Source organism: Halomonas sp. ISL-56 (assembly GCF_018612805.1).
Taxonomy (GTDB): domain Bacteria; phylum Pseudomonadota; class Gammaproteobacteria; order Pseudomonadales; family Halomonadaceae; genus Vreelandella.
This window is the reverse complement of record NZ_JAGGRO010000017.1, coordinates 18,658-41,768: the sequence shown is the minus strand read 5'-3', so window position 1 is coordinate 41,768 and position 23,111 is coordinate 18,658. Positions and strand designations below refer to the sequence as shown.

19 protein-coding genes are annotated in these 23,111 nt (G+C 54.5%); 11 read left to right on the top strand and 8 right to left on the bottom strand.

What is annotated here, in order from left to right; genetic code table 11:
- Window positions 1-68: 68 nt before the first annotated feature.
- The 6 genes from J7J49_RS15270 to pepQ all read left to right on the top strand — a co-directional run bounded on the left by J7J49_RS15270 (window position 69) and on the right by pepQ (window position 6,491).
- Window positions 69-1,118, top strand: a complete 1,050-nt coding sequence (locus J7J49_RS15270; protein WP_064233418.1) for an ABC transporter permease — start codon at window positions 69-71, stop codon at window positions 1,116-1,118.
- Window positions 1,115-2,068, top strand: coding sequence for an ABC transporter permease (locus J7J49_RS15265; protein ID WP_205634142.1), 954 nt, complete (start codon window positions 1,115-1,117; stop codon window positions 2,066-2,068). The genes J7J49_RS15270 and J7J49_RS15265 overlap by 4 nt, the downstream gene beginning before the upstream one ends.
- Before the next feature lie 7 nt (window positions 2,069-2,075).
- Entirely contained in the window at window positions 2,076-3,092 is a 1,017-nt protein-coding gene (locus tag J7J49_RS15260; RefSeq protein WP_215093780.1) for an ABC transporter ATP-binding protein, read from the top strand.
- Window positions 3,089-4,150, top strand: a complete 1,062-nt coding sequence (locus J7J49_RS15255) for an ABC transporter ATP-binding protein (protein WP_064233416.1) — start codon at window positions 3,089-3,091, stop codon at window positions 4,148-4,150. The genes J7J49_RS15260 and J7J49_RS15255 overlap by 4 nt, the downstream gene beginning before the upstream one ends.
- Window positions 4,151-4,208: 58 nt before the next feature.
- Window positions 4,209-5,120: a LysR family transcriptional regulator gene (locus J7J49_RS15250; protein WP_064233415.1), complete on the top strand. Its 912-nt coding sequence runs from the start codon at window positions 4,209-4,211 to the stop codon at window positions 5,118-5,120.
- A gap of 72 nt (window positions 5,121-5,192) precedes the next feature.
- Complete coding sequence (gene pepQ, locus J7J49_RS15245) at window positions 5,193-6,491, top strand: Xaa-Pro dipeptidase (protein ID WP_215093778.1); 1,299 nt, start codon at window positions 5,193-5,195, stop codon at window positions 6,489-6,491.
- Window positions 6,492-6,602: 111 nt separating this feature from the next.
- On the opposite strand, the gene J7J49_RS15240 is transcribed toward pepQ, so the two are convergent.
- From J7J49_RS15240 to J7J49_RS15230, 3 genes are all read right to left on the bottom strand, one after another.
- On the bottom strand, window positions 6,603-7,199 hold the full coding sequence (locus J7J49_RS15240) for an OmpW/AlkL family protein (RefSeq protein WP_215093776.1): 597 nt from the start codon (window positions 7,197-7,199) through the stop codon (window positions 6,603-6,605).
- Between the two features lie 519 nt (window positions 7,200-7,718).
- Complete coding sequence (locus J7J49_RS15235) at window positions 7,719-8,795, bottom strand: 2,3-butanediol dehydrogenase (RefSeq protein ID WP_276204774.1); 1,077 nt, start codon at window positions 8,793-8,795, stop codon at window positions 7,719-7,721.
- Window positions 8,796-8,810: 15 nt separating this feature from the next.
- On the bottom strand, window positions 8,811-10,631 hold the full coding sequence (locus J7J49_RS15230; RefSeq protein WP_215093773.1) for an NAD(P)/FAD-dependent oxidoreductase: 1,821 nt from the start codon (window positions 10,629-10,631) through the stop codon (window positions 8,811-8,813).
- A 289-nt stretch (window positions 10,632-10,920) separates the two neighbouring features.
- Between J7J49_RS15230 and J7J49_RS15225 the strand changes: the two genes are divergently transcribed.
- From J7J49_RS15225 to J7J49_RS15215, 3 genes are all read left to right on the top strand, one after another.
- Window positions 10,921-12,900: a sigma-54-dependent Fis family transcriptional regulator gene (locus J7J49_RS15225; protein WP_215093771.1), complete on the top strand. Its 1,980-nt coding sequence runs from the start codon at window positions 10,921-10,923 to the stop codon at window positions 12,898-12,900.
- Between the two features lie 101 nt (window positions 12,901-13,001).
- The gene (locus J7J49_RS15220; RefSeq protein WP_215093769.1) at window positions 13,002-13,856 is read left to right on the top strand and encodes an AAA family ATPase; all 855 of its coding nucleotides are present in this window, start codon (window positions 13,002-13,004) and stop codon (window positions 13,854-13,856) included.
- A 3-nt stretch (window positions 13,857-13,859) separates the two neighbouring features.
- Entirely contained in the window at window positions 13,860-15,041 is a 1,182-nt protein-coding gene (locus J7J49_RS15215; protein WP_215093767.1) for a vWA domain-containing protein, read from the top strand.
- Between the two features lie 19 nt (window positions 15,042-15,060).
- Here the strand turns inward: J7J49_RS15215 and J7J49_RS15210 are convergent, their stop codons facing one another.
- A complete protein-coding gene (locus J7J49_RS15210; protein WP_215093765.1) occupies window positions 15,061-15,624 on the bottom strand; it encodes a hypothetical protein in 564 nt (187 codons plus the stop codon).
- Window positions 15,625-15,795: 171 nt separating this feature from the next.
- On the opposite strand from J7J49_RS15210, the gene J7J49_RS15205 reads away from it, so the two are divergent.
- The gene (locus tag J7J49_RS15205) at window positions 15,796-16,185 is read left to right on the top strand and encodes a RidA family protein (RefSeq protein WP_215093763.1); all 390 of its coding nucleotides are present in this window, start codon (window positions 15,796-15,798) and stop codon (window positions 16,183-16,185) included.
- A 61-nt stretch (window positions 16,186-16,246) separates the two neighbouring features.
- On the opposite strand, the gene J7J49_RS15200 is transcribed toward J7J49_RS15205, so the two are convergent.
- From J7J49_RS15200 to J7J49_RS15190, 3 genes are all read right to left on the bottom strand, one after another.
- Window positions 16,247-18,190, bottom strand: a complete 1,944-nt coding sequence (locus tag J7J49_RS15200; RefSeq protein WP_215093761.1) for a tripartite tricarboxylate transporter permease — start codon at window positions 18,188-18,190, stop codon at window positions 16,247-16,249.
- 80 nt (window positions 18,191-18,270) lie between these two features.
- Window positions 18,271-19,377 carry a type 2 periplasmic-binding domain-containing protein gene (locus J7J49_RS15195; protein ID WP_251048338.1) on the bottom strand — a complete coding sequence of 369 codons (1,107 nt, stop codon included), beginning with the start codon at window positions 19,375-19,377 and terminating at the stop codon, window positions 18,271-18,273.
- 52 nt (window positions 19,378-19,429) lie between these two features.
- The gene (locus J7J49_RS15190) at window positions 19,430-20,554 is read right to left on the bottom strand and encodes a 4-oxalomesaconate tautomerase (RefSeq protein WP_215093759.1); all 1,125 of its coding nucleotides are present in this window, start codon (window positions 20,552-20,554) and stop codon (window positions 19,430-19,432) included.
- Between the two features lie 148 nt (window positions 20,555-20,702).
- Here J7J49_RS15190 and J7J49_RS15185 point away from each other — a divergent pair, with 148 nt between their 5' ends.
- Complete coding sequence (locus J7J49_RS15185) at window positions 20,703-21,608, top strand: LysR family transcriptional regulator (RefSeq protein ID WP_215093757.1); 906 nt, start codon at window positions 20,703-20,705, stop codon at window positions 21,606-21,608.
- Here the strand turns inward: J7J49_RS15185 and J7J49_RS15180 are convergent.
- Window positions 21,601-23,070, bottom strand: coding sequence for a cobyric acid synthase (locus J7J49_RS15180; protein WP_215093756.1), 1,470 nt, complete (start codon window positions 23,068-23,070; stop codon window positions 21,601-21,603). The two genes, J7J49_RS15185 and J7J49_RS15180, sit on opposite strands and share 8 nt — an antisense overlap.
- Between the last annotated feature and the right edge of the window lie 41 nt (window positions 23,071-23,111).

The following is a 23,111-nucleotide window of genomic DNA, read 5'->3' as shown; positions in this document are numbered from 1 at the left end:
GCTGGGAAAACTCTGTATTACATGCCCCTACTCCCTTTGATGAACCCTTCACATAGGTGGCGTACGCCATGATTGCCTTTTTAATCAAGCGGCTGATGCACGCGATTTTGGTGATGTTTGTCATCAGCGTGCTGGCCTTCGCCATTCAGGACAACCTGGGTGACCCCGTACAGCAGATGGTCGGCCAGTCGGTGCCGGAAAGTGAGCGCGCAGAGATTCGCGAGCGCTTAGGCCTCAATGACTCGTTTCTGGTGCAATACGTCCGCTTTGCCAAAAATGCCGTGCAAGGTGATTTTGGCTACTCGTATTTCTACCGCGAACCAGCGTTAGAAGTAATCGCCCGCCATTTACCCGCCACCCTGGAGCTGGTATTTGCCGCGACGCTGATTATTGTGCTGTTTTCAGTCCCCATAGGAGTGTATAGCGCCATCAAACCGCGCTCGCCGATATCGCGCCTGTTTATGGGCGTGTCGATCATCGGCATTTCGATTCCGGTGTTTTTGACCGCGATTGTACTGATTCAGATTTTCGCCATTGGCGTCACCGTTACGTTGTTCCCAGAAAGTACCGGCTGGGGCGCATGGCTCAATGCTTTCTTCTCCACCGAAGGTAATATGCCCTCCTTCGGCCGTGGCTATGATCTCGTCAACGTGGTGGGTCACTGGGACACCAACCTGGCGACCTGGAACGGTTTACAGCATCTGGTACTACCGGCGGTCTCCCTAGCCTCCATCATGCTACCGCTGTTTATTCGCCTGATTCGCGCTGAAATGATGGAAGTCCTGCAGTCGGAGTATGTGAAGTACGCCCGCGCTAAAGGCATTTCGATGCGTCGGGTGTATTTCGTTCACGCCCTCAAGAACACCATGCTGCCAGTGATTACCGTGGGCGGCGTGCAGATCGGCACCATGGTGGCGTACACCATTTTGACCGAAACCGTTTTCCAATGGCCGGGGATGGGACTGATGTTCCTAGACGCGATTAACCGCGCCGATATCCCGTTAATTGTGACCTACCTGATGATTGTCGGGGTTATTTTTGTGGTCACCAACACGATTGTAGATCTGATCTACGGCATGGTGAACCCCACTGTTAAACTGACTGGGAAGCCCGCATGAGTATGACACCTAATTCCCCCGCGAGCGCTCCACCCAGCCGCTGGGCGCGCCTACGCGACTCTTATATGTGGTACAGCTTTAAACGGGATTACACTGCCCAGCTCTGCCTGGCTGTGTTTATTTGCATGGTGATCGCGGCCTTTGCCTCACCGCTGCTGGCACCCACAAACCCTTATGACCTCTCTCAGATCGACATCATGTCATCCGAGCTACCGCCCTTCTGGATCGATGGAGCTGATGACCGCTTCGCCCTGGGTACCGACGCTCAGGGCCGCGATTTGTGGTCGGTAGTGCTGTATGGCACCCGTGTCTCGCTACTGATCGGCTTCGGCGCAGTTATTTTGCAGGCCCTTCTAGGGGTCACTTTCGGCCTGATGGCGGGGTATCTAGGCGGTCGTGTTGATACTATCTTAATGCGTCTAGCGGATATTCAGCTGTCCTTCTCGACTCTTATGGTCGCCATTGTGGTAGGCGCCTTGGTCAAAGCGACCATGGGCAGCGCCTTCTATAGCCAGTACGCGGTGATGATGCTGATCCTGATTATCGGCCTGGCCGAATGGCCTCAATATGCGCGTACCGTGCGCGCTTCAGTGCTGGCAGAGAAGAACAAAGAGTACGTTGACGCTGCCCGTGTGATGGGGCTGCGCAGCAAACGGATTATGTTCCGCCACGTGTTGCCCAACACCATGTCGCCGATCTTTGTTATCTCCACCGTGCAGATTGCCAACGCGATTATCTCTGAAGCGGCACTGTCGTTTTTGGGACTGGGTATGCCAGAGACGCACCCGTCGCTGGGCTCACTGATCAAGTCTGGCTTTGACTATATTCAGTCAGGCTCCTGGTGGATCACCTTGATTCCAGGTGCTGTACTGGTGGTGCTGGTGCTGTCGATCAATCTACTCGGCGATTGGCTGCGTGATGTCATGAACCCACGACTCTACAAAGGCTGAGGACACCATGGCACTACTTGAAGTCAACAACCTCGATGTCCGTTTTGCGCTGCGCCAAGGTGACGTACACGCCCTGCGCGATATTTGTTTCAGCCTTGAGCGTGGTGAGCGCTTGGGCATTGTCGGTGAGTCCGGCGCAGGCAAATCCGTCGCTGCGTTCTCGCTACTCAACCTGATTGCCAAACCGGGCTTTATCGCCGGCGGCACGGTGACTTTTGACGGTCAGGTGCTTAACCGCATGTCTGAGCGCGGTCTGCGAAAAGTGCGCGGCAATCGCGTTTCAATGATTTTCCAAGACCCGATGATGACGCTCAACCCGGTGCTCTCTATTGGCGAACAGATGGTCGAGTGCTTAAAAGCGCACCGACGCATCTCCTCCAAAGAGGCTCGCGGGATTGCTCTGGATAAGCTGCGTCAGGTGCAAATCCCTTCGCCAGAAACGCGTCTGGATCAGTACCCCCACGAGCTTTCCGGTGGTATGCGCCAGCGGATTATTATCGCCATCGCGCTACTCCTTAATCCAGACATTATTATCGCCGACGAGCCTACCACGGCACTCGACGTGACGATCCAGGCCGAAATCATGGCGCTGCTGCTAGATCTTTGCGAGCAGCATAACGTGGGGCTGATTTTGATCACCCACGATCTGGGCGTGGTCAGCCAAGTTACCCAGCGCATGCTGGTCATGTACGCCGGTCGAGTCATTGAACAAGGGCCAACCCGGGAAATTATTAATGACCCGCAGCACCCCTATACACAGGGGTTAATCAACGCCCTGCCACAAATGGCAACACCGGGCGAGAAGCTCAATCAAATTCGTGGCAGCATGCCGTCACTCTCTAACCTGCCGAGCGGCTGCGCGTTTCATCCACGCTGCGATTTTATCAATCGTGCCGATGGTCAGCCCCGCCCCGCCTGCACCCAGCAGGTGCCAGAATTTGTCGAATCCGGCAACTGCCGCGTAGCGTGTCATATGGTCGCCGAAATGCTCGAAGATCGCCGTTTGAAAGAGGAAACCTTATGAGTGCACAGGCAGAAACGCTGAACGCGCCTCACACGCAGAATGAAGAGAGCGCCGACTCGCTGCTGCAGATTCGCGATCTTAAAAAGCGTTTTTCTCTCTCTGGCGATTTTCTGGATCAGCTGCGTTTTAAGGGCGGTAAACTGGTGCGTCACCAGGAACACGTTCACGCTATTAACGGCGTCAATCTGGATATCAAACGCGGTGAAGCGCTGTGCGTGGTGGGCGAGTCAGGCTGTGGCAAATCCACCGTGGCTCGCACCGTTATGGGGCTGCTAACCCCGTCTGAAGGTGAAATACGCTACGATGGTAATCGCATCGACAACTTGAGTTCCCGCCAGTTGCTGCCGTATCGCAAGCGCATGCAGATGATCTTCCAGAACCCTTATGCGTCGCTCAATCCACGCATGACAATTCAACAAACTCTGGAAGAGCCGCTGCGTTTGCACCATCCTGATTGGAAACGGCCGCAGATTCTCGACAAGGTGGAAGAGGTGATGCGCTCGGTGGGTATCGACCCAGACTGGGGTAAGCGCTTTGGTCACGAGTTCTCCGGCGGGCAACGCCAGCGTATCGCCATTGCTCGTGCGCTGGCCGTGGATCCGGAGTTTATCGTTGCCGATGAGCCCATTTCTGCGCTGGACGTCTCCATTCAAGCCCAGGTACTCAACCTGCTGATGGAAGCCCAGCAAGAACGTAATCTGACCTATCTGTTCATTACCCACGACTTGGCAGTGGTGGAACATTTTGGCACCCGGGTAGCGGTGATGTACTTAGGCACGGTGTGTGAAATTGCCACTACGGCCACGCTGTTTGAAAAGCCGCGCCACCCCTATACCCAGGCGCTGCTCTCGGCGATTCCACGTTTGAAGGATGACCGCCCCCAGCATATTCGTCTTACCGGCGAAGTGCCAACTCCGGTTAATCTACCCAGCGGCTGCGTCTTCCATGGTCGCTGTCCCCATGCCAACGCCCGCTGCAAGCAAGAGATTCCCGTGCTGCAAACCCAGGGTGATGGAACCCGTGTAGCGTGCCACGCTGTTGAGGAGGGGCGCCTGTGAGGCGGCTATTTATTCCTGCACTAATTCCTGCACTGATTCCTGCACTAAGAGGTAGCGCATGGAAATTCGCTGGCTAGAAGATTTTATCGCCCTGGCCAGAACGCGGCATTTCTCTCGCGCAGCGGATGATCAACACGTTACCCAGCCCACCTTCTCCCGGCGGATTAAACTGCTTGAGGAGGAGATGGGCGTAACGCTGATTAATCGTCAAACGCTACCGCTTTCGCTCACCCCGGCAGGGGAGGAATTTTTGACCCTGTGCGAACAGGTGACTGAGCGAGTGCGTTTGACCCGTGACCGAGTGCGCGAGATTAACGCAGGTCAGCAGCGGCGTATTATGGTCGCCGCGCCGCAGAGCCTATTGCCGCACTTTTTACCGGAATGGCTAGCCTCTACAGGCTGGCAAGATCGCGTTCAGCCCTATTTGCGGGCGACCGGCTGGGTAGCCAATGACTATTTTCAAGCCTTAGCTCGAGCCGAGTGCGACTTGGCGATCTGCTACTGGCCGATCGGACGCTGCGACCTGGATATCGACACTAGCGCCTGCAACTATCGCGTGATTGGGCATGAGCGACTGATTCCAGTGACGGGGCTAACCCCAGAGGGCAAACCCCGCGCACTGTTGCCAGGATCGCGCTCCCAGCCATTGCCATGGCTTGCCTACCCTAAGCGCGGGTTGCTGGGATCTGCGGTAAAAGCCCACTTAGCCAGGCTTCCGCAAACCACCTTTCTAACTGCGCAGAGTGAAAATCTCTACGCGGCGGGCATTAAAGAGCTGGTGCTGCTGGGCTATGGAATGAGCTGGCTGCCTGAGCGCAACGTGGCCGCGGAGCTTGCTCAAGGTACTCTGGTAAGAGCAGGTGATAGCCGCTGGGATGTACCCATGGAACTACGGCTATATCGCCACCAAAGCCATCACCATGCTGAACTGGATGGGTTCTGGAGCGAGCTTACTCCGCCACGTGCCTAAGCACGTATTTGAGAAAGCTTGTTTGAGAAGGCGTATTTGATAAAGCTTACTTAACAGAAGGCACCGTTTTAAATGTCAACTAGCTTATTTAACTTGCAACGCGACCATATCGCGCATCTACAGCATGCTTATGCTGAAATTCTGGCTGACCAAAAACTGGATAGCCTAGCAATTTATAGTGGTCACGCGAGCACGCACTTTGCTGATGACCATGCCCCGCCTTTTCAAACCTATGGGCATTTGATGCACTGGGTGGGGTTAGCTGATGTGCAGCATAGCTGGCTGATTATTCAGCCCGAAAAACGCCCACAGCTCTACTTATATGCGCCCGCCGACTTTTGGCATTTGCCTACTCAGTTACCCGAAGAGCCCTGGGTAACTGAATTCGACATCCACCTATGCAGCGATAAAATCGCCCCACCATTGACCGGCAAAACCGCCGTTATTGGTGATATCGGGCGACTCACCAGCGGTGCCCAACTGGCGTCAAAGGCTGACGTTCAACCCGAGCCAGTGATTACGGCACTGGATGAACTACGTCTGTTTAAAACGCCCTATGAGATCGCCTGTCTTCGTGAAGCCAACCGCCTAGCGATAGCGGGACACCAGGCCGCACAAGCCGCTTTTATGGGGGCATCCGCTGAGCTGGATATTCAATTGGCGTACCTGGGTGCCAGCCGTCAGCGCGAATCAAACGTGCCTTACCAAAATATTATTGGCTTAAACGCACATGCTGGGGTTCTGCACTACCAACACTACGACCTTAGCGCGCCGAAACAGCGCTACAGCCTGCTGGTCGATGCAGGCCGCCGCTTTCGCGGTTACTGCGCCGATATTACCCGCACTTATGTAGGCCCCGATGCACCCTCTGTGTTTGGCGAGCTGGTCACCGCCATGCAGGGGTTAAAAGATGCGCTGGTCAAAGACGTAGCACCAGACGTTAGTTTTGTATCACTGCACGAGCAAATGCATCAGCAGCTAGGCGAAATATTGGTGGCTAACAATCTGTTTAAAGGTACCGCCAATCAAGCGGTGACCGAAGGCATTACGCGTGCATTCTGCCCTCATGGACTGGGTCATTCTCTGGGCCTCCAGGTACACGATGTGGCTGGGTTACGCCACCCGGATGGCACGCCAGCCCCTGCCCCAGAACAGCACCCAGCGCTGCGGCTTACACGCACGCTGCGCCCTGGCATGGTCATTACCATTGAGCCCGGGCTGTATTTTATCCATATGCTCCTCGCCCCGCTGCGCAATACGGATCTGCCTATTAACTGGCAGCTCGTCGACCAGCTTGCGCCCTGTGGCGGTATTCGTATTGAAGATAATGTGGTGGTGACAGAAAGTGGCTTTGCAAATCTCACGCCCTAAGCTCTGTAACAGCGCTTTCCAAGTACTAAAACAAACAACGCCCGGCACATGGCCGGGCGTTGAATTGTGTCTGGCTATCAAGTGTAGCCAGATGGAACTTAGAAACGAAACTTAGAAGCGGTAAGTAACACCACCGCCAATGGTGACAGGTTCAATGTCGACTTCACCGCCCACGTTGATATCAGCGTTCACATCAGCATAGCTTGCATAGCCATTGAGCATGATGTTATCGGTCACAGCCAGATCAACACCCACTTGGCCGATGGCGCCATAACTCTCATCAACGTTTACACCGCTAGGCTCGCCAGAGAAGCGTGTGTAATTAAGGCCAGCACCCACGTAAGGCTGAACTTTGGAATCCAGACCACCCATCGGGTAGTAGTTAACTAATAGGTTAATAGGCAGACGATCTACGCTACCCACATCACCTAAAGCAGATGTATTCAGATCGTGCTCGAACTTCTCAGAGCTGTTGAGCTCAACGCCCACCTTATCGGTAAACAGGTAACCAGCACCGAAGGTAAAGCCGCGAGCGCTCTGCACGTTCAGTGAATCACCATTCAGATTACCATTACCTGAACCCGTATCCGTTTGGGCAACGCCGCCACGAACAAATACGTCACCAGCGTTATAGGCCAGTGCTGCTTGGCTTGCCAGTGCAAAGCTAGCGGTGATAACAGCGGCAGAAATCAGTTTCATATTACTCATCAGGGTCATCCTCTATGCAGTGCGCAGTTCCATGCGCTTGGGATTGCGGTACTTGCTATCCTACTTTCCTGTACAGAGTGTAGTATACGAACACTGTTTCCAAATGTCTTGTGAAATATTGTTATAAGAAAGTGCGCCCTGATAGTTTTTCTATTTTATAAAATGCGTACATAAAATTCGGCCATAAAAAAAGTCCCCCGAAGGGGACCCAGGTGGAGCACGCCAGCTCACTCGGTTTATCGCTACTAAGTGGTAGCGATGTAGGTGAAGAAGGGAGAGAAGCAAGCTATCTAAGCCGTTGTTTCTCTATTCACTCACCCTTTGCCATATATATTGCGATTTGCGTGCCAATTTTTAAAAAATACATATAAAACAATGTATTAATAAAATATAGTTTGATCTTTATTGATCTCTCTCGCATTGCAGCAAATAAACTGCACCAGCATTGCGCAATTTGTAGCCTTTTTGCATCACAAAGCATCATGTGAGTTAGCTAGCGTCTAGAAATCATCAAAGTCACTAGGGTGTCACGATGATCTTCACTTGAGCCTTATCGTTTAACAGCGCCTCAAAGCCCTCCTCCACAATGTCCGCCAGGGGAATGCGCTGGGTGACCATATCTTCGGCCCGGAAATAGCCCCGTTGCATTAGCGCCATTACCGCTGGATACACATGGCGATAGGCGATAATGCCCTTCATGGTGCGCTCTTTAATGACCAGATCGTTAGGCTGAAAGCTGGCCTCCCCTTCCCATATACTGACCACCACCACTTCACCGCCTTCGTGGGTGCTATGCAGCGCCTGATTCAGCACCGCAGGAATGCCAGTTACCTCAAACGCCACGTCCACGCCGCCACCGCTCAGTGATTGAATTTTTGCCACCGCATCCTCCTGCTGCGGGTCAACCACAATGGCGCCTAACGCTTCGGCTTTGGCTTTTCGAGAAGGCGCCACCTCAACGGCATAAATTTGCGCTGCCCCGGCCGCTTTTAGCGCTTCAATGGTCATCAAGCCAATGGGCCCTGCGCCGAATACCGCCGCACTATCCCCGGCTTTCAGGCAGCTTTGACGCACCGCATGTAGCGCTACCGCCGCGGGCTCTACCAGGGCGCCTTGCTCGTAGCTAAGCTCATCTGGCAGCTTATGCACCATGTGCTCACCCATCACAGTGAACTCAGAGAAGCCGCCACCACCGCCCGAGAGGCCGTGAAAGCCGAGCATGGGCGTCAGGTTATAGCGCTCCATTTGGTAGGCGCCGTCTTTATTAGGCGAGAGAATCGGCTCAATAGCGACACGGTCGCCCACTTTCACTCGCGTTACCTTATCGCCGACCTCAACCACTTCCCCGGCGAATTCGTGGCCCATAATAATCGGCGCCTGTTCGCCACTAATCGGGTGCGGCTTACCCACCGGAATAAAAATTGGCCCGGCGGCGTACTCGTGCAGATCACTACCGCAGATACCACAGGCGGCGACTTTTACCTTCACCGCATGGGGATCGTTGATAGTGGGAACCGGTACTTGTTCGACGCGAAGGTCTTTTGCCGCGTACCACACCGCGGCCTGCATCGTTTGCTGACTGATGGACTGACTCATAGGTTACCCTTCCTGTTAAGACGTGTGGTGAACCGGCTGCAAACCATAGACAGGCGTTTCCAGCCCCTCCATGCGTGCCTTCAACTGCAGCGCCAAATAGTGTGAGTAGTGCCGCGACTGGTGCAGGTTACCGCCGTGGAACCACAGCGCCTCCTGCTGGGTGGGTTTCCACATATTGCGCAGCTCGCCCTCCCATGGGCCGGGGTCTTTAGTCGTGTCAGAGCCTAAGCCCCAGCATTTGCCCACTTTATCCGCCACCTCTTGGGAGATAAGCCGCGCCGCCCAGCCGTTCATGGAGCCATAGCCGGTGGCATAAACGATTAAGTCTGCTTCTAGCTCGCTGCCATCGGTCAGTGTGATGGAGTGGGGATTGATCCGCTCAATGCCTACGCCGCTGCGCAGCTTGATATCGCCATTGGCGACCAGATCACAGGCGCCCACATCGATGTAGTAACCCGAGCCCCGGCGCAGATACTTCAAGAACAGACCGGAGTCATCGTCACCAAAATCGAGTAGAAAGCCTGCGTCTTCCAGCTTTTGATAGAACTCTGCGTCGCGCTGTTTTATCGCCTCAAATGCCGGGCGCTGAATATCTGGCAGCACCTTGTAGGGAATCGAGGCAAAAATCAGATCGGCTTTTTCAGTGGTAACACCATTGGCCACCGCCTCTTCGGAATAGAGCGGCCCTAGCACCTCTTCCATCAGCGAATCCGACTTAACGATATGGGTAGATGAACGCTGTAACATGGTCACATCAGCATCGTGCTCCCATAGCGCGGCGGCAATATCGTGGGCGGAGTTATTGGAGCCCACAATGACGCACTTCTTACCTTTGTAGGCATCCGGCCCGGGGTGCTGGCTGGAGTGCTGCTGCTCCCCTGCAAAGCTTTCCGCGCCAGGGAATGTCGGCACATTAGCCATTCCCGACATCCCGGTGGCCATCACCAGTTGCTTGGGTCGCAAAGTGATCGCTTCGCCGTTACGCTTGACGTTCACCACCCACTCGCCTGCGGCTTCGTCGAAGTGTGCATTCTGACACTCGGTGGAACTCCAATAATTGAGCTCCATCACTTTTGTGTACATCTCCAGCCAATCACCTACCTTGTCTTTGGGCGCAAACACCGGCCAGTTTTCAGGGAAAGGAATATAGGGTAGGTGGTCGTACCAGACCGGATCGTGCAGACAGAGCGACTTATAACGCTTGCGCCAGGAATCCCCCGCACGCTCGTTACGCTCGATAATAATGGTCGGCACGCCCATCTGCTTCAGCCGTGCCCCCAAGCCAATACCGCCCTGGCCGCCACCAATCACTACGCAGTAGGGCTGCTGCGTGTAGCCAAGCTCTGCCTCTTCACGCTCTCGCGCTTCAAGCCAGGTTTCACGCTGCTTATTGGCACCGTGCTCAGCGCCTTTGGGGCGGTGGTGATTACGCGGTTCAGGGAAGTCGTGTAGGGACTGCATCGTGGTTAGCAGCGTCCAGCACTTACCCTCTTTCAGCCGCAGGTAGCCTTTGCCGCTGGCAACCGCAGTCTCAAAGGTGAACCACGACTCAGTAATATCGCCATTTTGGGTCGCTTCGCCTTCTAGCTGCCAGTTTGAAGGGCGCGCGTTCTCCAAAGTGGCATTGAGCATGGCTTGAATAGCATCCTTGCCCTCGCAGGTCTTTAAATTCCAAGTGAAGGTAAGGAAGTCGCGCCAGTAGCACTCTTCATTAAACAGCGCGAGCACACCCTGAATGTCCTGGGCTTGCAGCGCCTGATCAAAATTACTCAACCAGCCTTGAACAGTGGCCGTGGCGGTTTGCTGGGTTTGTGCTTGAGTATGTGTCTCTGACATAGCGGGTACTCCATGCAGGTTTGTTATTGTTGACTGTCTTGTGACACTCAACCCTAAGCACCCGCTATGCCAATCACTCAAAACAAACTACAAGCTATTGAAAAATTAAAATAAAAACTAAAAAACCGTTACCAACTGGGCGTTATGCAGCGCGTACACCTGTCACATGGTTTACAGTCAGCCGTTACAGGTGTAACCCGCGACTAACGGCGTAATAGCGCTGCGTTGACAGCCACGCCAGAGCGCATAGGCTGGAAGGACAATAACAATCTCCAGAGTGAATCACGCCATGCCCTCTCAATTGCCCCTGCCTGCACGGCTGCAATCGGTGCAGCGCCAGCATATCGAGCATGTTTTCCAGCTCGGCGAAGGCTTGGACGTACCGCAGCTACCGGCTCAAGCGACCATCCGACGCTCCTGGCTGCGCTGTCTAAACGAGTACCAGCTCGACCCGACTCGACCCCGCCCTGCCCGCGTTGTACCCCAGCAGACCCTGATTGAGCATCGGGAATCTGTCGATGAACTTTTGCACGTGGCACGCGCTGGGGTTGACCAGCTCTATCAACAAATCGCCCAGCTAGGCTATGTGCTGCTTCTCACCGATCACCGGGGGATAACAGTCGAGTTTCGCGGCGACCCTAATCAAGACCAGCAGCTGCGCAGAGCGGGCCTCTACCTGGGAGCCGATTGGGACGAGCGCTTTGCGGGTACCTGTGCCGTAGGCACCTGCCTACACGACCGCCAGGCGATTATCTGCCACCGCCAGGAGCACTTCGACGCCTCGCATATTTCGCTCACCTGCACCGCCGCACCTATCGCTGACCCTCAGGGCAATGTCATAGCGGTGCTGGATATCTCCGCGCTGCAATCACCTACTCAGCATGAGAGCCAAAATTTCAGCCTCTCGCTGGTAACGCTCTACGCGCGCATGATTGAGGATGCTTATTTCCTGCAGCGCTATCGCGACTGCCTGATGGTGCGCCTGGATACCTCGCGAGAGTTTGTACACGTTAACGGACGAGGGCTCATTGCCATTGAAGAGAACGGGCAAGTGATTGCTGCCAATGCCGTAGGGCGTGAATTGATCGCCGAGCACCGGCGCCGCTGGCCACCCTGGTCGATAGACCCTACGCCCATGCTAGGAGAGTTATTCGAGTGTGATATCGCCGATGTGCTTAGCATCAACAGCGCCACCGACGACCAACTGCGCGCTTTTCGTGCCAGAGTAGACAACACCATTTACTTTATTAGCCTGCTGGAGCCGCGACGCCCACGCCCGGCTCAAGCGCATCCGACTCCCTCCGGCCTTCCGGAGCCTCTGGCACGCTTAGGCGCAGACGACCCTGCCATGCGCAAAGTCCAGAAGCTGACCGAACGGCTGCGCAACGAAGCCAGCGTTAATGTGCTGATCAGCGGTGAAACCGGCACGGGGAAAGAGGTGGTTGCCCGAGCACTACATAACAGCGGTCAACGCGCCAAAGGGCCCTTTATCGCAGTGAACTGCGCCGCTATCCCCGAAGCGCTGATTGAAAGCGAGCTGTTTGGTTACGAGCCAGGCGCCTTTACCGGTGGCCGTTCCAAAGGTATGCGCGGGCTAATTCCCCAGGCCCACGGCGGCACACTGTTTCTGGATGAAATCGGTGATATGCCGCTGTCACTGCAAACCCGTTTGCTGCGCGTACTGGCAGAGCGGGAGGTCATGCCGCTGGGTGCCAACACGCCTGTAAAGGTCGATATTCGGGTAATCACCGCCACCCACCGTGATATTGATGCGATGATCGAGCAGGGCGAGTTCCGCGAAGACCTCTACTATCGCCTTAATGGGGCTCAACTACGCCTGCCTGCGCTGCGTGAACGCGCCGATAAGCTCTACGTGATTCGTCAGGTGTTTAACGATGTGGTCAACGAACGCGGCGGTCGTCATTCGTCCCGCCTGCGCGCCGATGCCATCAGCGCCCTGCTCGCCTACGCCTGGCCCGGCAATATTCGCCAGCTTAAAAATGCGCTGGCGTTTGCCCTGGCTACCTCGGAAAGCGACGAAATTACCGTTCACGACCTGCCCGAACAGTGCCTTAGCCAACGCATTACCCAGCAGAGCCACCACAAGCCTGCAGACACTCATGGCAACACCGATCACACATTGCTGGAAATGCTTAAGGCACAGCACTGGAACATAAGCGCCGTGGCTCGCGCGCTGGGGGTTTCTCGACCCACGGTCTACCGACAAATGCAGCGCCAGGGCATAGTGCCGCCGAATTGGCAGGTGTAAAAAAGATGCGATAGAGAAGGCTGTTGGCCTTGAAGGCGACCCTCACGTACACTTGTTTGAATCCTTTTATACACACGCTTTCGACAAGCCGAGGCTCTCCCATGGCGTTTGAATCCACTTCTTCCTATATCGCAACCGACGCGCTTAAGCAGGCGGTGAACGCCGCCGTGGTGCTTGAGCGGCCGCTTTTGATCAAGGGCGAGCCGGGCACCGGCAAAACCCTATTGGCCGAAGAGTTGGCTGAATCTCTTGATACCCAATTAATTACCTGGCATATCAAATCCAGCACCAAGGCGGCCCAGGGTTTGTACGAGTACGATGCGGTCAGCCGCCTGCGCGATTCACAGCTGGGTGTCGAAGGGGTTGAGAGCGTCGCCAACTACATCAAGCCCGGCAAGCTATGGGAAGCCTTTACCGCCAATCAGCGCGTGGTGCTGCTCATTGACGAGATCGACAAAGCCGATATCGAATTTCCCAACGACCTGCTCCAGGAGCTGGATCGTATGGAGTTTCATGTGTACGAAACCGGCGAAACGATTCGTGCCGAACAGCGCCCGATTATCATCATCACCTCGAATAATGAGAAAGAGCTGCCGGATGCATTCCTGCGCCGCTGCTTTTTCCACTACATCGAATTCCCTGACCGCGAGACCATGCAGGCGATTGTCGATGTGCACTTCCCAAATATCGCCCCCCGGCTTGTCAGCGAAGCCTTAGAGGTATTTTTCGAACTGCGTAAAGCGCCAGGCCTTAAGAAAAAGCCCTCAACCTCTGAACTGGTCGATTGGCTCAAGCTACTGATGGCCGACGATATTGCCCAAGAAGCGCTCTACAACCGCGACCCGTCAAAAGCGCTGCCCCCCATGGCGGGTGCACTGGTTAAAAACGAGCAGGATACCCAGTTGCTTGAGCGCCTGGCGTTTATGATTCGTCGCCAGAAAGGCACAGGCCGCTAAGCCATGTTTATTGGCCTATTCGAAACACTCAAACGTGCGGGCGTTCCGGTATCACTACGTGAGCTGCTGGATCTTCACGCCGTGGTGGAACGCGGCGTGGTATTCGCAGATATGGAGGCCTTCTACCAAGTGGCCCGCACGGTGATGGTCAAGGACGAGCGTCATTTCGACCGCTTTGATCGTGCCTTCGCCGCCTGGTTTAAAGGCCTTGAGGACATGGACGCCGCCATTGAGGCGCTGATTCCCGACGACTGGCTGCGCCGGGAGTTTGAGAAGCAGCTCACAGACGAAGAGAAAGCCAAGATCGAATCCCTGGGCGGCCTCGAAGAACTGATCGAGACGTTTAAAAAACGTCTGGAAGAGCAGAAAGAGCGCCACGCTGGCGGCAATAAATGGATTGGTACCGGCGGCACCAGCCCCTTTGGCGCCTACGGCTACAACCCGGAAGGTATTCGTATCGGCCAGGATGGCTCCCGCCACCGCCGGGCCACCAAGGTATGGGACGAGCGGCGTTTTCGTGACTATGACGACTCGCTGGAGCTGGGCACGCGTAATATCAAAATGGCGCTACGCCGCCTGCGCAAGTTTGCCCGCCAGGGGGCGCTTGAAGAGTTCGACGTAGACAGCACCATCCGCGAAACCGCCAAGGACGCCGGGCTTCTCAACGTGCAGATGCGCCCTGAACGCCACAACGCGGTGAAGGTGCTGCTATTTTTGGATGTGGGCGGCTCAATGGATGACCATATTCGCGTCTGTGAAGAACTGTTTTCAGCGGCCCGCTCCGAGTTCAAGCACCTGGAACACTACTACTTTCATAACTGCCTTTACGAAGGCGTTTGGCGAAACAATATGCGCCGGGGTAACGAGCGGATTCCAACCATGGATGTTCTGCATACCTATGGCGCGGATTACCAGGTGGTGATTGTCGGCGATGCTGCCATGTCGCCTTACGAGGTCACTCACCCCGGCGGCAGTGTCGAGCACTTCAACGACGAAGCGGGCGGCGTCTGGCTTAAGCGATTATGCGAAACGTTCCCCAGACTGGCATGGCTTAACCCTATGCCGCCCCGAGCATGGGAGTACACTTACTCGACAGCGCTGATTCGCGAGATCATTGAAGACCGAATGTACCCCATGACCATGGAAGGTCTGGAAACCGCTATGCGCGAGCTAGCGAAGAAGTAGGCATGACAAAAGCAGCCGTTTAAAGCGTCTGTGGAAAATCGTTTAGGCCCTTCAAAAAGGCTTGTTTAGCCTCTTCAAACGCTTTCGGGTCATGTTTGAAACGGCGCAGAATCAGCGCTTCGTCTAAGCCCAGGGTAGGCGTCAGCTCGCCAATGCTTTTGGCGGGGTGGCGCGCGCCTAAGCCGATGCGTTTGCCATCCACTCCGCCAAACCAGCGCTTAATACCGCTTTTTTGATAGAACGCTTCTTGTTCGGCGGTATCAACGTCAACGCGCAGCGGTGCCTTTAAGCTAAGCTCGCTGATCAAACGCTGCTTGGCATCCGCCTGTTCCAGGGCGCAGGCGTGGGTCACCGTCATACCTTCGCCCTCCTCGTCCAGCACTAGCAGCGCCAGCGCTTGAGGTTTACCCTGTCCATCAACAGCAGCAAACAGCCGCGCTGCTTCTTGCGGAAAAAACACACTGCAGGTGCCGGTGAACACGACCAGCGGCGTAAGACCAGCCTCTTGTCCGTATACCTCAGCGCATAATCGCGCCAGACAGGCATTGCGCTGGGCCTCTGCGTTAACGTGTACGACCTTCATTTGAATCATCCTCACCGACTAAAAACCCGCAAGCCTAGAGCAATCATCGCCGTTTTGACAGCGTATTGTGCCTCACGATGGTTCATTCATCTTTACTGATACTGAACCCTGTCGCTGTTACTCGGTCGGATAAAGGGCAAGTGTGATCAGCGACTTATTTAAGGAGTTAGCATGCCCACCTTTACGAATGACCCTACCATGCCCACACCAAACTTCCCTGGCAGTCACATGGTAGTCGATGAACACTATGTGTTTATTTCAGGGCTGACCGTCGCCGATCTCTCAAACGGTCATGCTTCACAAGGCGATGTTAAAGAAGAGACTCGCCTAGTGATGCGCGCATTATCGCGTATGTTAGAAATGGAAGGTGGCAGCCTTGCAGACGCGGTTCGCGTGGATATCCATCTCACAGATCTACACGCCATCCAAGACATGGACAGCGTTTACGCAGAGTATTTTGAACCAGGCCGCTACCCAGCCCGCACCTGTACCGAATCGCCTAATATTTGCGGTGGCAGCAGTATTGAAATTACCGTGATGGCTAAGCGCGCAAATCATTAATTTCTTTAAACACAAAAAGCCAATTTAATGGCTTTTTGTGTTTGTTTGGAGGCCGTCAATTTTATAACCCAGCCAACATCCCTGTGGGATAGGTAAGCGTTAACAGATTCGCCATCCCCATTAAGAAGAGTGTCACGCCAGCCGCTAAACTCACGGCGGCTACGGGCCTCATACGCGCTACCACCAGTAAGAACCCAAGGCAAAATACTGCGGCAGTAAATAGGAAGCCAAACACCATCACACTTGCGATCAAGGCGAAGAAACCGGCTACCCAGAACAACTGTTGGCTTAATGTCTGAATTTGCCACTTCATCGGCTTGATGACCGTTCTGATAATTTCCAGTACGCACGCCGCCACGATAATAGTAATCGCAAGCCTCGGCATGATGCCTCCTAGCATGGAAAGGTCAGCAAACGCCCACCACATATATCCAGCCACAGCTAACAGGCTGCTTAGCAATGCCACATCGATCACACCCAGCGACAGCGGCGCCACCTCTTCTTGAAGCGCATGTTTAGCAGAGTTTTCGGTTGGGCGACGCTTTTGCAGGTAGCTGCGTAAAGGGGGGACAATTAGTGATGCCGCAATCAGTGCACCAATGATCAGCACCCCCGGCCGCATAAAGGCTTCTGCACCTTGAAACTGAGCGGCTTGATAGAAGTAGGCTTCTGCACCGGGAGCTAATACAAAGCCAATCAAAAAGGCGGGGCGAGACCAGTTTGCCTGCTTAAACAGTACCCCAATCGCGCCAATAATACCGAGCGCAAATAGATCACCCAGCGAACGTGTCGCTTGATAGGCGGCGAAGAGGATCAAGATGGTAATTAGCGGCGCTAAAATAACGAATGGCACCCGGGTTAAGCTGGCCACGGGCCTAGCCAATCCCAGACAAAGAGCAGCGCCTAAAATATTAGCCAGCGCTAACGACCAAATAATGGTGTACGTCAGATCGAGGTTCGTCTCTAACATACTGACACCGGGCTGAAGGCCAAGCAGCAGCAAACCACCTAAAAACACCGCCGCAGTGCCCGAACCGGGAATACCAAACAGTAAAGTAGGCACCATCGCCCCGCAGGCACAGGCGTTGTTAGCGGACTCCGGCGCAATAACGCCGCGAATATCGCCTTTGCCAAACTGGGACTTATCCTTGGCGCTCTGCACCGCATGACCATAGGTGAGCCAATCCACCACCGAGCCTGCCAAGCCGGGAATCGTGCCCATCAAGCTGCCAACACCCGCGCAGCGGGCGACTAGTCCAGGGCGTTTGGCGACGTCCTTGACGCCCTCTTTCCAGCCTTTGCCCAATTGGCAGGGCTGCTCTGCAATCGCACCACGCTTGACCAACAAATCAATAATTTCAGGCAGTGCGAAGATACCTAAACCGACCACCACTAACGGCAACCCATCATAGAGGTAGTCAATTTCAAATGGCAGCCGAAACTCTCCAGTGGCCGGAGCCATGCCGATGGTGCCTACTAGGAGTCCAACGCCGCAAGCAGCAATGCCTTTAAAAACATCCTTTCCAGAAAGCACCGCCACCATGGACAGCCCTAGCAGCGTTAACATAAATAGTTCTGACGAAGAAAACGACAGTACAACAGGCCGGGCGATGAGAATAAAGGCCGTTAGCACCACCGCACCGATCAGGCCGCCCATCATTGACGAAAAGAACGCGCTAGAAAGCGCTCGTGCAGCCTGCCCTTTCTTAGCCAACGCAAAGCCATCTACCACGGTGGCTTGGGAAGCACTAGAGCCTGGGATCCCAAGCAGTACAGAGGCAAATGTATCGCCAGTAGGTATCACCGCCACCAATCCCATCAGCATACCCAGGGCGACTGAAGGCTCCATGCCGTAAAGAAATGGCAACAGCAACGACATACCGGCAATACCGCCAAGCCCAGGAATGATGCCCACAATCAGCCCGATCAGGACACCGATAACCATGTACAGCATATGGGGAACAGTAAACAACTGCCCCAAACTGGAGAATAAGACATCTATCATTGTCATGGCTCTTATGTTGTTTAGTGTAAGGGAGCCCAAAAGCAACGCTTAAGCAGTGCTTTTTTGTGTTAACTGGCGTGTTAAATACGGGCACCGTGCTGCTCTAGCAGCCACTCGACCAGCCACTGCCGCGTGGCATCATCAAGTGACATGGCCTCCTGGAGATGCTGCTCGACGACCTCACCCACCACTGGCGTGTAGGGGCCAAGCTGTGCCATTGCTGCCTCTTTAAACGCTTCTGTATCCACAAAACGCTGTGCCGCTTCGCGATACTCCTGGATAAGTTCAGTTGGCGCGTCGCTAGGCAGCAAGATCAATTTTTGCAGCGTGAACCCTGAGGCAAAGAATTTGCGATACGCCTCGGCGGCGGGGCCACTGGGTGCTTCGCCATGCAATGTTTCATAAACTTCATTGAAGGTTGGCAAATCAGGGAAGGCAGGGTCACGCACGATCTCGCCGCTGTCATTGAGCACGCCCAGAGAAAATAGCGGCACCGCTCGACCACTCTTCACCAGAGGCTCCACGCTGCTGAAATAGGCAGAGGTGGTTTGGAAGTCGATATCTGCCTCGCCGCGCTCAAAGGCTAACCGCCCTTCTCCACGGCTACGCATGCCAGAGACGGCCTGTACATCAGCACCCAGCAGATCAAGCGCAATCAATACCGGCAGTTCTAACCCCGTATGGCTTTGCACGGCAAATTTAACGCGCTGGTTGGTCACCGCGTTCAGCACCTCCTCTGCGCTATCACCTAGACTAGGTTGGGCATACACCACGCCGCCTGTGGGGGTCGCTAAAACCGGTGTCCAATCGTCGTAGCTATAACGTACACGCCGGTCTTGCAGCATGGCGGGGTACTGGGTGGAAGCAGAGGTGCCTATCCATTGGCTGCCATCGGAGGCAGCCCGCATAGCGAACAGGTTGCTGCCATTAATGGAGCCACCGCCGGGCACGTTATCAATGACTAGCGTCGGGTTACCTTGAATATGGTCACTCATCCAGGTAGAGAAGAAACGTGCCCACACATCGGTTCCACCGCCTACCCCAAAAGGAATAGTCCAGTGGATAGTGTCAGGCACGTTCACATCGTTAGCTTGGGCATTCACACTAATAGCGCCCAGCGTGGAACAAGCAACGACAAGTAGCGCTTTCTTGAATGTGTTAAGCGGTGTGTGCTTCGAGGTAGTCATGGCGATACTCCTGTTATTGATTATTGTCGGTTGTTAATAGTGGCCGCGTGATTCAATCAACGGTTTCGACGGCGTGATTACCTACTTCCTTTGAAGGGCTCGCATAAAAAATTTGCCCGCTCATAATTTTGCGAGCAGTTCGAATAAGCGATACGCGCGCCAGGTCAAACGCATTCTGCTGGCGATACTCTGCCGTCAGCTCAATAGAACCAGAAGGATGTTCCAGGACAATCTGAGATAGCAGCTGACCAGCGGAAAGCTTCCGAGTACTCATCGCCATTTGATTGGCCACTGAGCCGGGCACGTTAATCGCCGCCGCCACCGCCATCGCTCCTGTTACGGCAATCGCTTTGTGGCAGCGATGGGGCACAAAATAGCGAACATTCAGCGTGTGCGATGCTGCCTCAGCTGCTGAAATCAGCACCACCTTGGGCAGCACGCTCTGACTGACATCGCCCATTCCCATCCGCCGCCCTGCTTCCTGACGCAAGGTTTCTAAGCGGGTTAACAAGACCGCGTTATTATCCAGCTCAGCAGGCGATTCATGGCCGGTTAATCCGACCGACTCAGCGCGCAGCAGCATAATCGGGGTAGCCGCATCGATACAGCTCACCTCAACCCCTGCTATCTCATCGCATGCGTTTCCCGTAGGTAACAGGTGGCCTGTTTTACTGCCCATGATGTCTAAAAAGCTAAGCTGGATGCCCGCAGCACTGCCCGGAACGCCGCTAATGGTGACACTACCTTCGTACTGCACCTGCTTCCCCGGTGTAGGGACATGGCATTCGATCAACCGCTGGGTGTTTAAGTTATGGACTTTTACCACGGTGGTACCGTCTTGCGGTTCTACCAGCCCCGTCTCTATGGCATAGGGCCCGACGGCAGAGAGCATATTGCCGCAGTTGGGGTTAAAGTCGACACGCTTATTCACTACATCCACTTGAGCAAACAGATAGTCAACATCGGCGCCAGGGTGCGATGAGCGCTCGACAATAGCCACTTTACTGGTGAGCGGGTCGCCGCCCCCGATACCATCAATCTGTAGCGCATGCCCAGAGCCCATCAAGCTAAGCAGGATATCGGCCTGCTGCGCTTGGTCACTGGGCAGATCTTTCATGCGAATAAAGGGACCTCGAGAGGTGCCGCCCCGCATAATGACACAAGGAATGCTGTTCATATCGTTCCGCCATAGTTCGCGATGACTGTATGGACGGAGAATGTCAGCCAATCTTTAATGTCTCAAATGCAAATATAGATTGCTATAAATACAATTCTTGCATTAATGTGTTTTGGTTATTAATCCACTTTTTTTGCGCAACAATCCCATGCTGCATAGACTCGAATTTCTTGACCTTCATGCGTTTATTTTAGTCGCTGAATTAGGCACCTTTCATGAGGCGGCACAGCGCCTGCATTTGTCGCAGCCAGCCCTCACTCGGCGCATACAAAAACTCGAAGAACTTCTTGAAGTTGAACTACTTGAGAGAACCACTAGGCGTACTCGACTGACGCCTATTGGGGCAGATTTTTTGCCCCGAGCCAGACGCATGCTTGAGGAGTACGAGTCGTCTATTTTAGGGATTCGGGAGTTGGTCACGCACCAAAAAGGAACCGTGACCATTGCTTGCTTGCCGACGGCGGCATTCTACTTTTTGCCTAGTGTCATTCGCGTGTTTAGCGAGGCTTGGCCGGGTATTCGCATCCGAATTCTGGATGTCAGTGCTAACGAGGGGCTGGAAAAAGTTATCAATGGTGAGGCAGACTTCGGTATCAACATGATCAGCGCGCAAAGCTCCGAGGTGCGTTTTACCCCCCTGCTGCGAGATCCCTTTGTATTGGCACTGCGCTCGGATCATCCGCTTGCCAGCAAAAAGCAGATTGAGTGGAGCGATCTAGAAGATGTGCGACTCATCACCGTAAGCCGCGATAGTGGAAACCGTACTTTGTTAGATAATGCGCTTTCTGCTGAGGGCATCCACTTAAACAGTTTTTACGAGGTTCAACACTTGTCGACCTCTTTGGGTTTAGTGGAGTCAGGCTTAGGGGTGGCTATTTTGCCACGCATGACCATGCCTGGGCCGGATCACGACACACTGTGCTCAAGAGATCTGCCTGAGCCGCGCATTCAGCGCTCCATTGGTCTTGTACGCAGCAATACACACAGCCTCTCCAGTACCGCACAGTTATTTATTGATTTATTGCTTGAGCACTGGGTCAAAGAAACTATTTAACGGCTTTCATCACGCCAGCATCAATCAGCGCAATAACCGCCTCAATATCAACATTCGCTTCCAGCATATCGGCTAGACGATCAAGCTCACGCTCCCGGTGGGCTTGATAATCGAGATGCACTGCATTCTGGAGCCCGAGACGGCTAAGCAGGGCTCGGCAAGCTTGCGTATGATCAAATAAGCCATGCAGATAAGTCCCCATTATTTGCCCGTCGTCGCTAACGGCGCCTTCATTGCGCCCGTCTACTTCGAACAACGGGGAGTCAAGGGCCTGCCCTTCGCTTACGCCGTTATGAATTTCATACCCGGTGACGGCTGCCCCTTCGGCTATTGTCACGCCGCGAACGTTGCGCAACTGCTTGCCAGCGACCATGCGAGTGGTGAGATTCAATAAACCCAATCCGGCTACTTTGCCAGGCTTGCCCTCCAAACCGTCAGGATCATCCACCCACTCGCCCAGCATTTGAAAGCCACCGCAAATACCTAATACCTTGCCACCGTAGCGAAGATGACGCTGAATGGCGTTATCCCAGCCCTGACATTTTAACCACTCAAGATCGCTGGCGGTGCTTTTGCTGCCGGGCAGAATAATCACATCGGCGGCAGGAATTGGTTGGTCGGCCTTAATAAACGATAGTGAGACCTGGGAATGTAGTCGCAGCGGGTCAAAATCGGTGTGATTGCTGATACGCGGTAGCGCGGGAACGATGACGTTAAGCGTTTGGTCAGCCTTTTCAGCATGGGTTAATCCGATGCTGTCTTCGGCATCGAGTACCAGCCCCTGTAGATAAGGCAGCGTGCCCAGCACCGGTTTTCCAGTGCGTTCCTCCAGCCACTCAAGCCCAGGGTTGAGCAGCGCCATATCGCCACGAAAGCGGTTGATAATAAAGCCCTTGGTGCGCGCCTGTTCGCTCTCGCTCAATAGCGCCAGCGTACCCACGAGCTGGGCGAATACCCCACCGCGATCAATATCACCGACGAGTAATACCGGGCAGTCAGCCGCTTCGGCAAAGCCCATATTGGCAATATCGCCTTTGCGTAGATTGATTTCAGCGGGGCTGCCTGCGCCTTCGGCAATAATCACATCAAAACGGCTTTCCAACGCTTGCCAGGCGGCCATCACGCTCTCTTTCGCAGTGCGTTTATAGGCATGGTAATCCAGGGCATCCATATGCCCATGCACCTTGCCGCGCAAAATCACCTGGGCGCCGCGGTCGGTTTCCGGCTTGAGCAGCACCGGGTTCATATCGCTATGAGGCGTAACGCCAGCGGCCTGGGCCTGCAGCGCGGTGGAACGGCCAATTTCACCGCCATCCTCGGTGACGGCGCTATTTAGCGCCATGTTCTGGGGTTTAAATGGCGCCACTGATATGCCACGCCTTGCCAATGCACGGCAGAGCGCAGCCACCACGGTACTTTTACCCGCATCCGAGGTGGTGCCCTGAATCATCAGTGTGGCCATAAGGAGGTCTCGTCCAGGTGAACAAAAGCGAGACTTTAGCG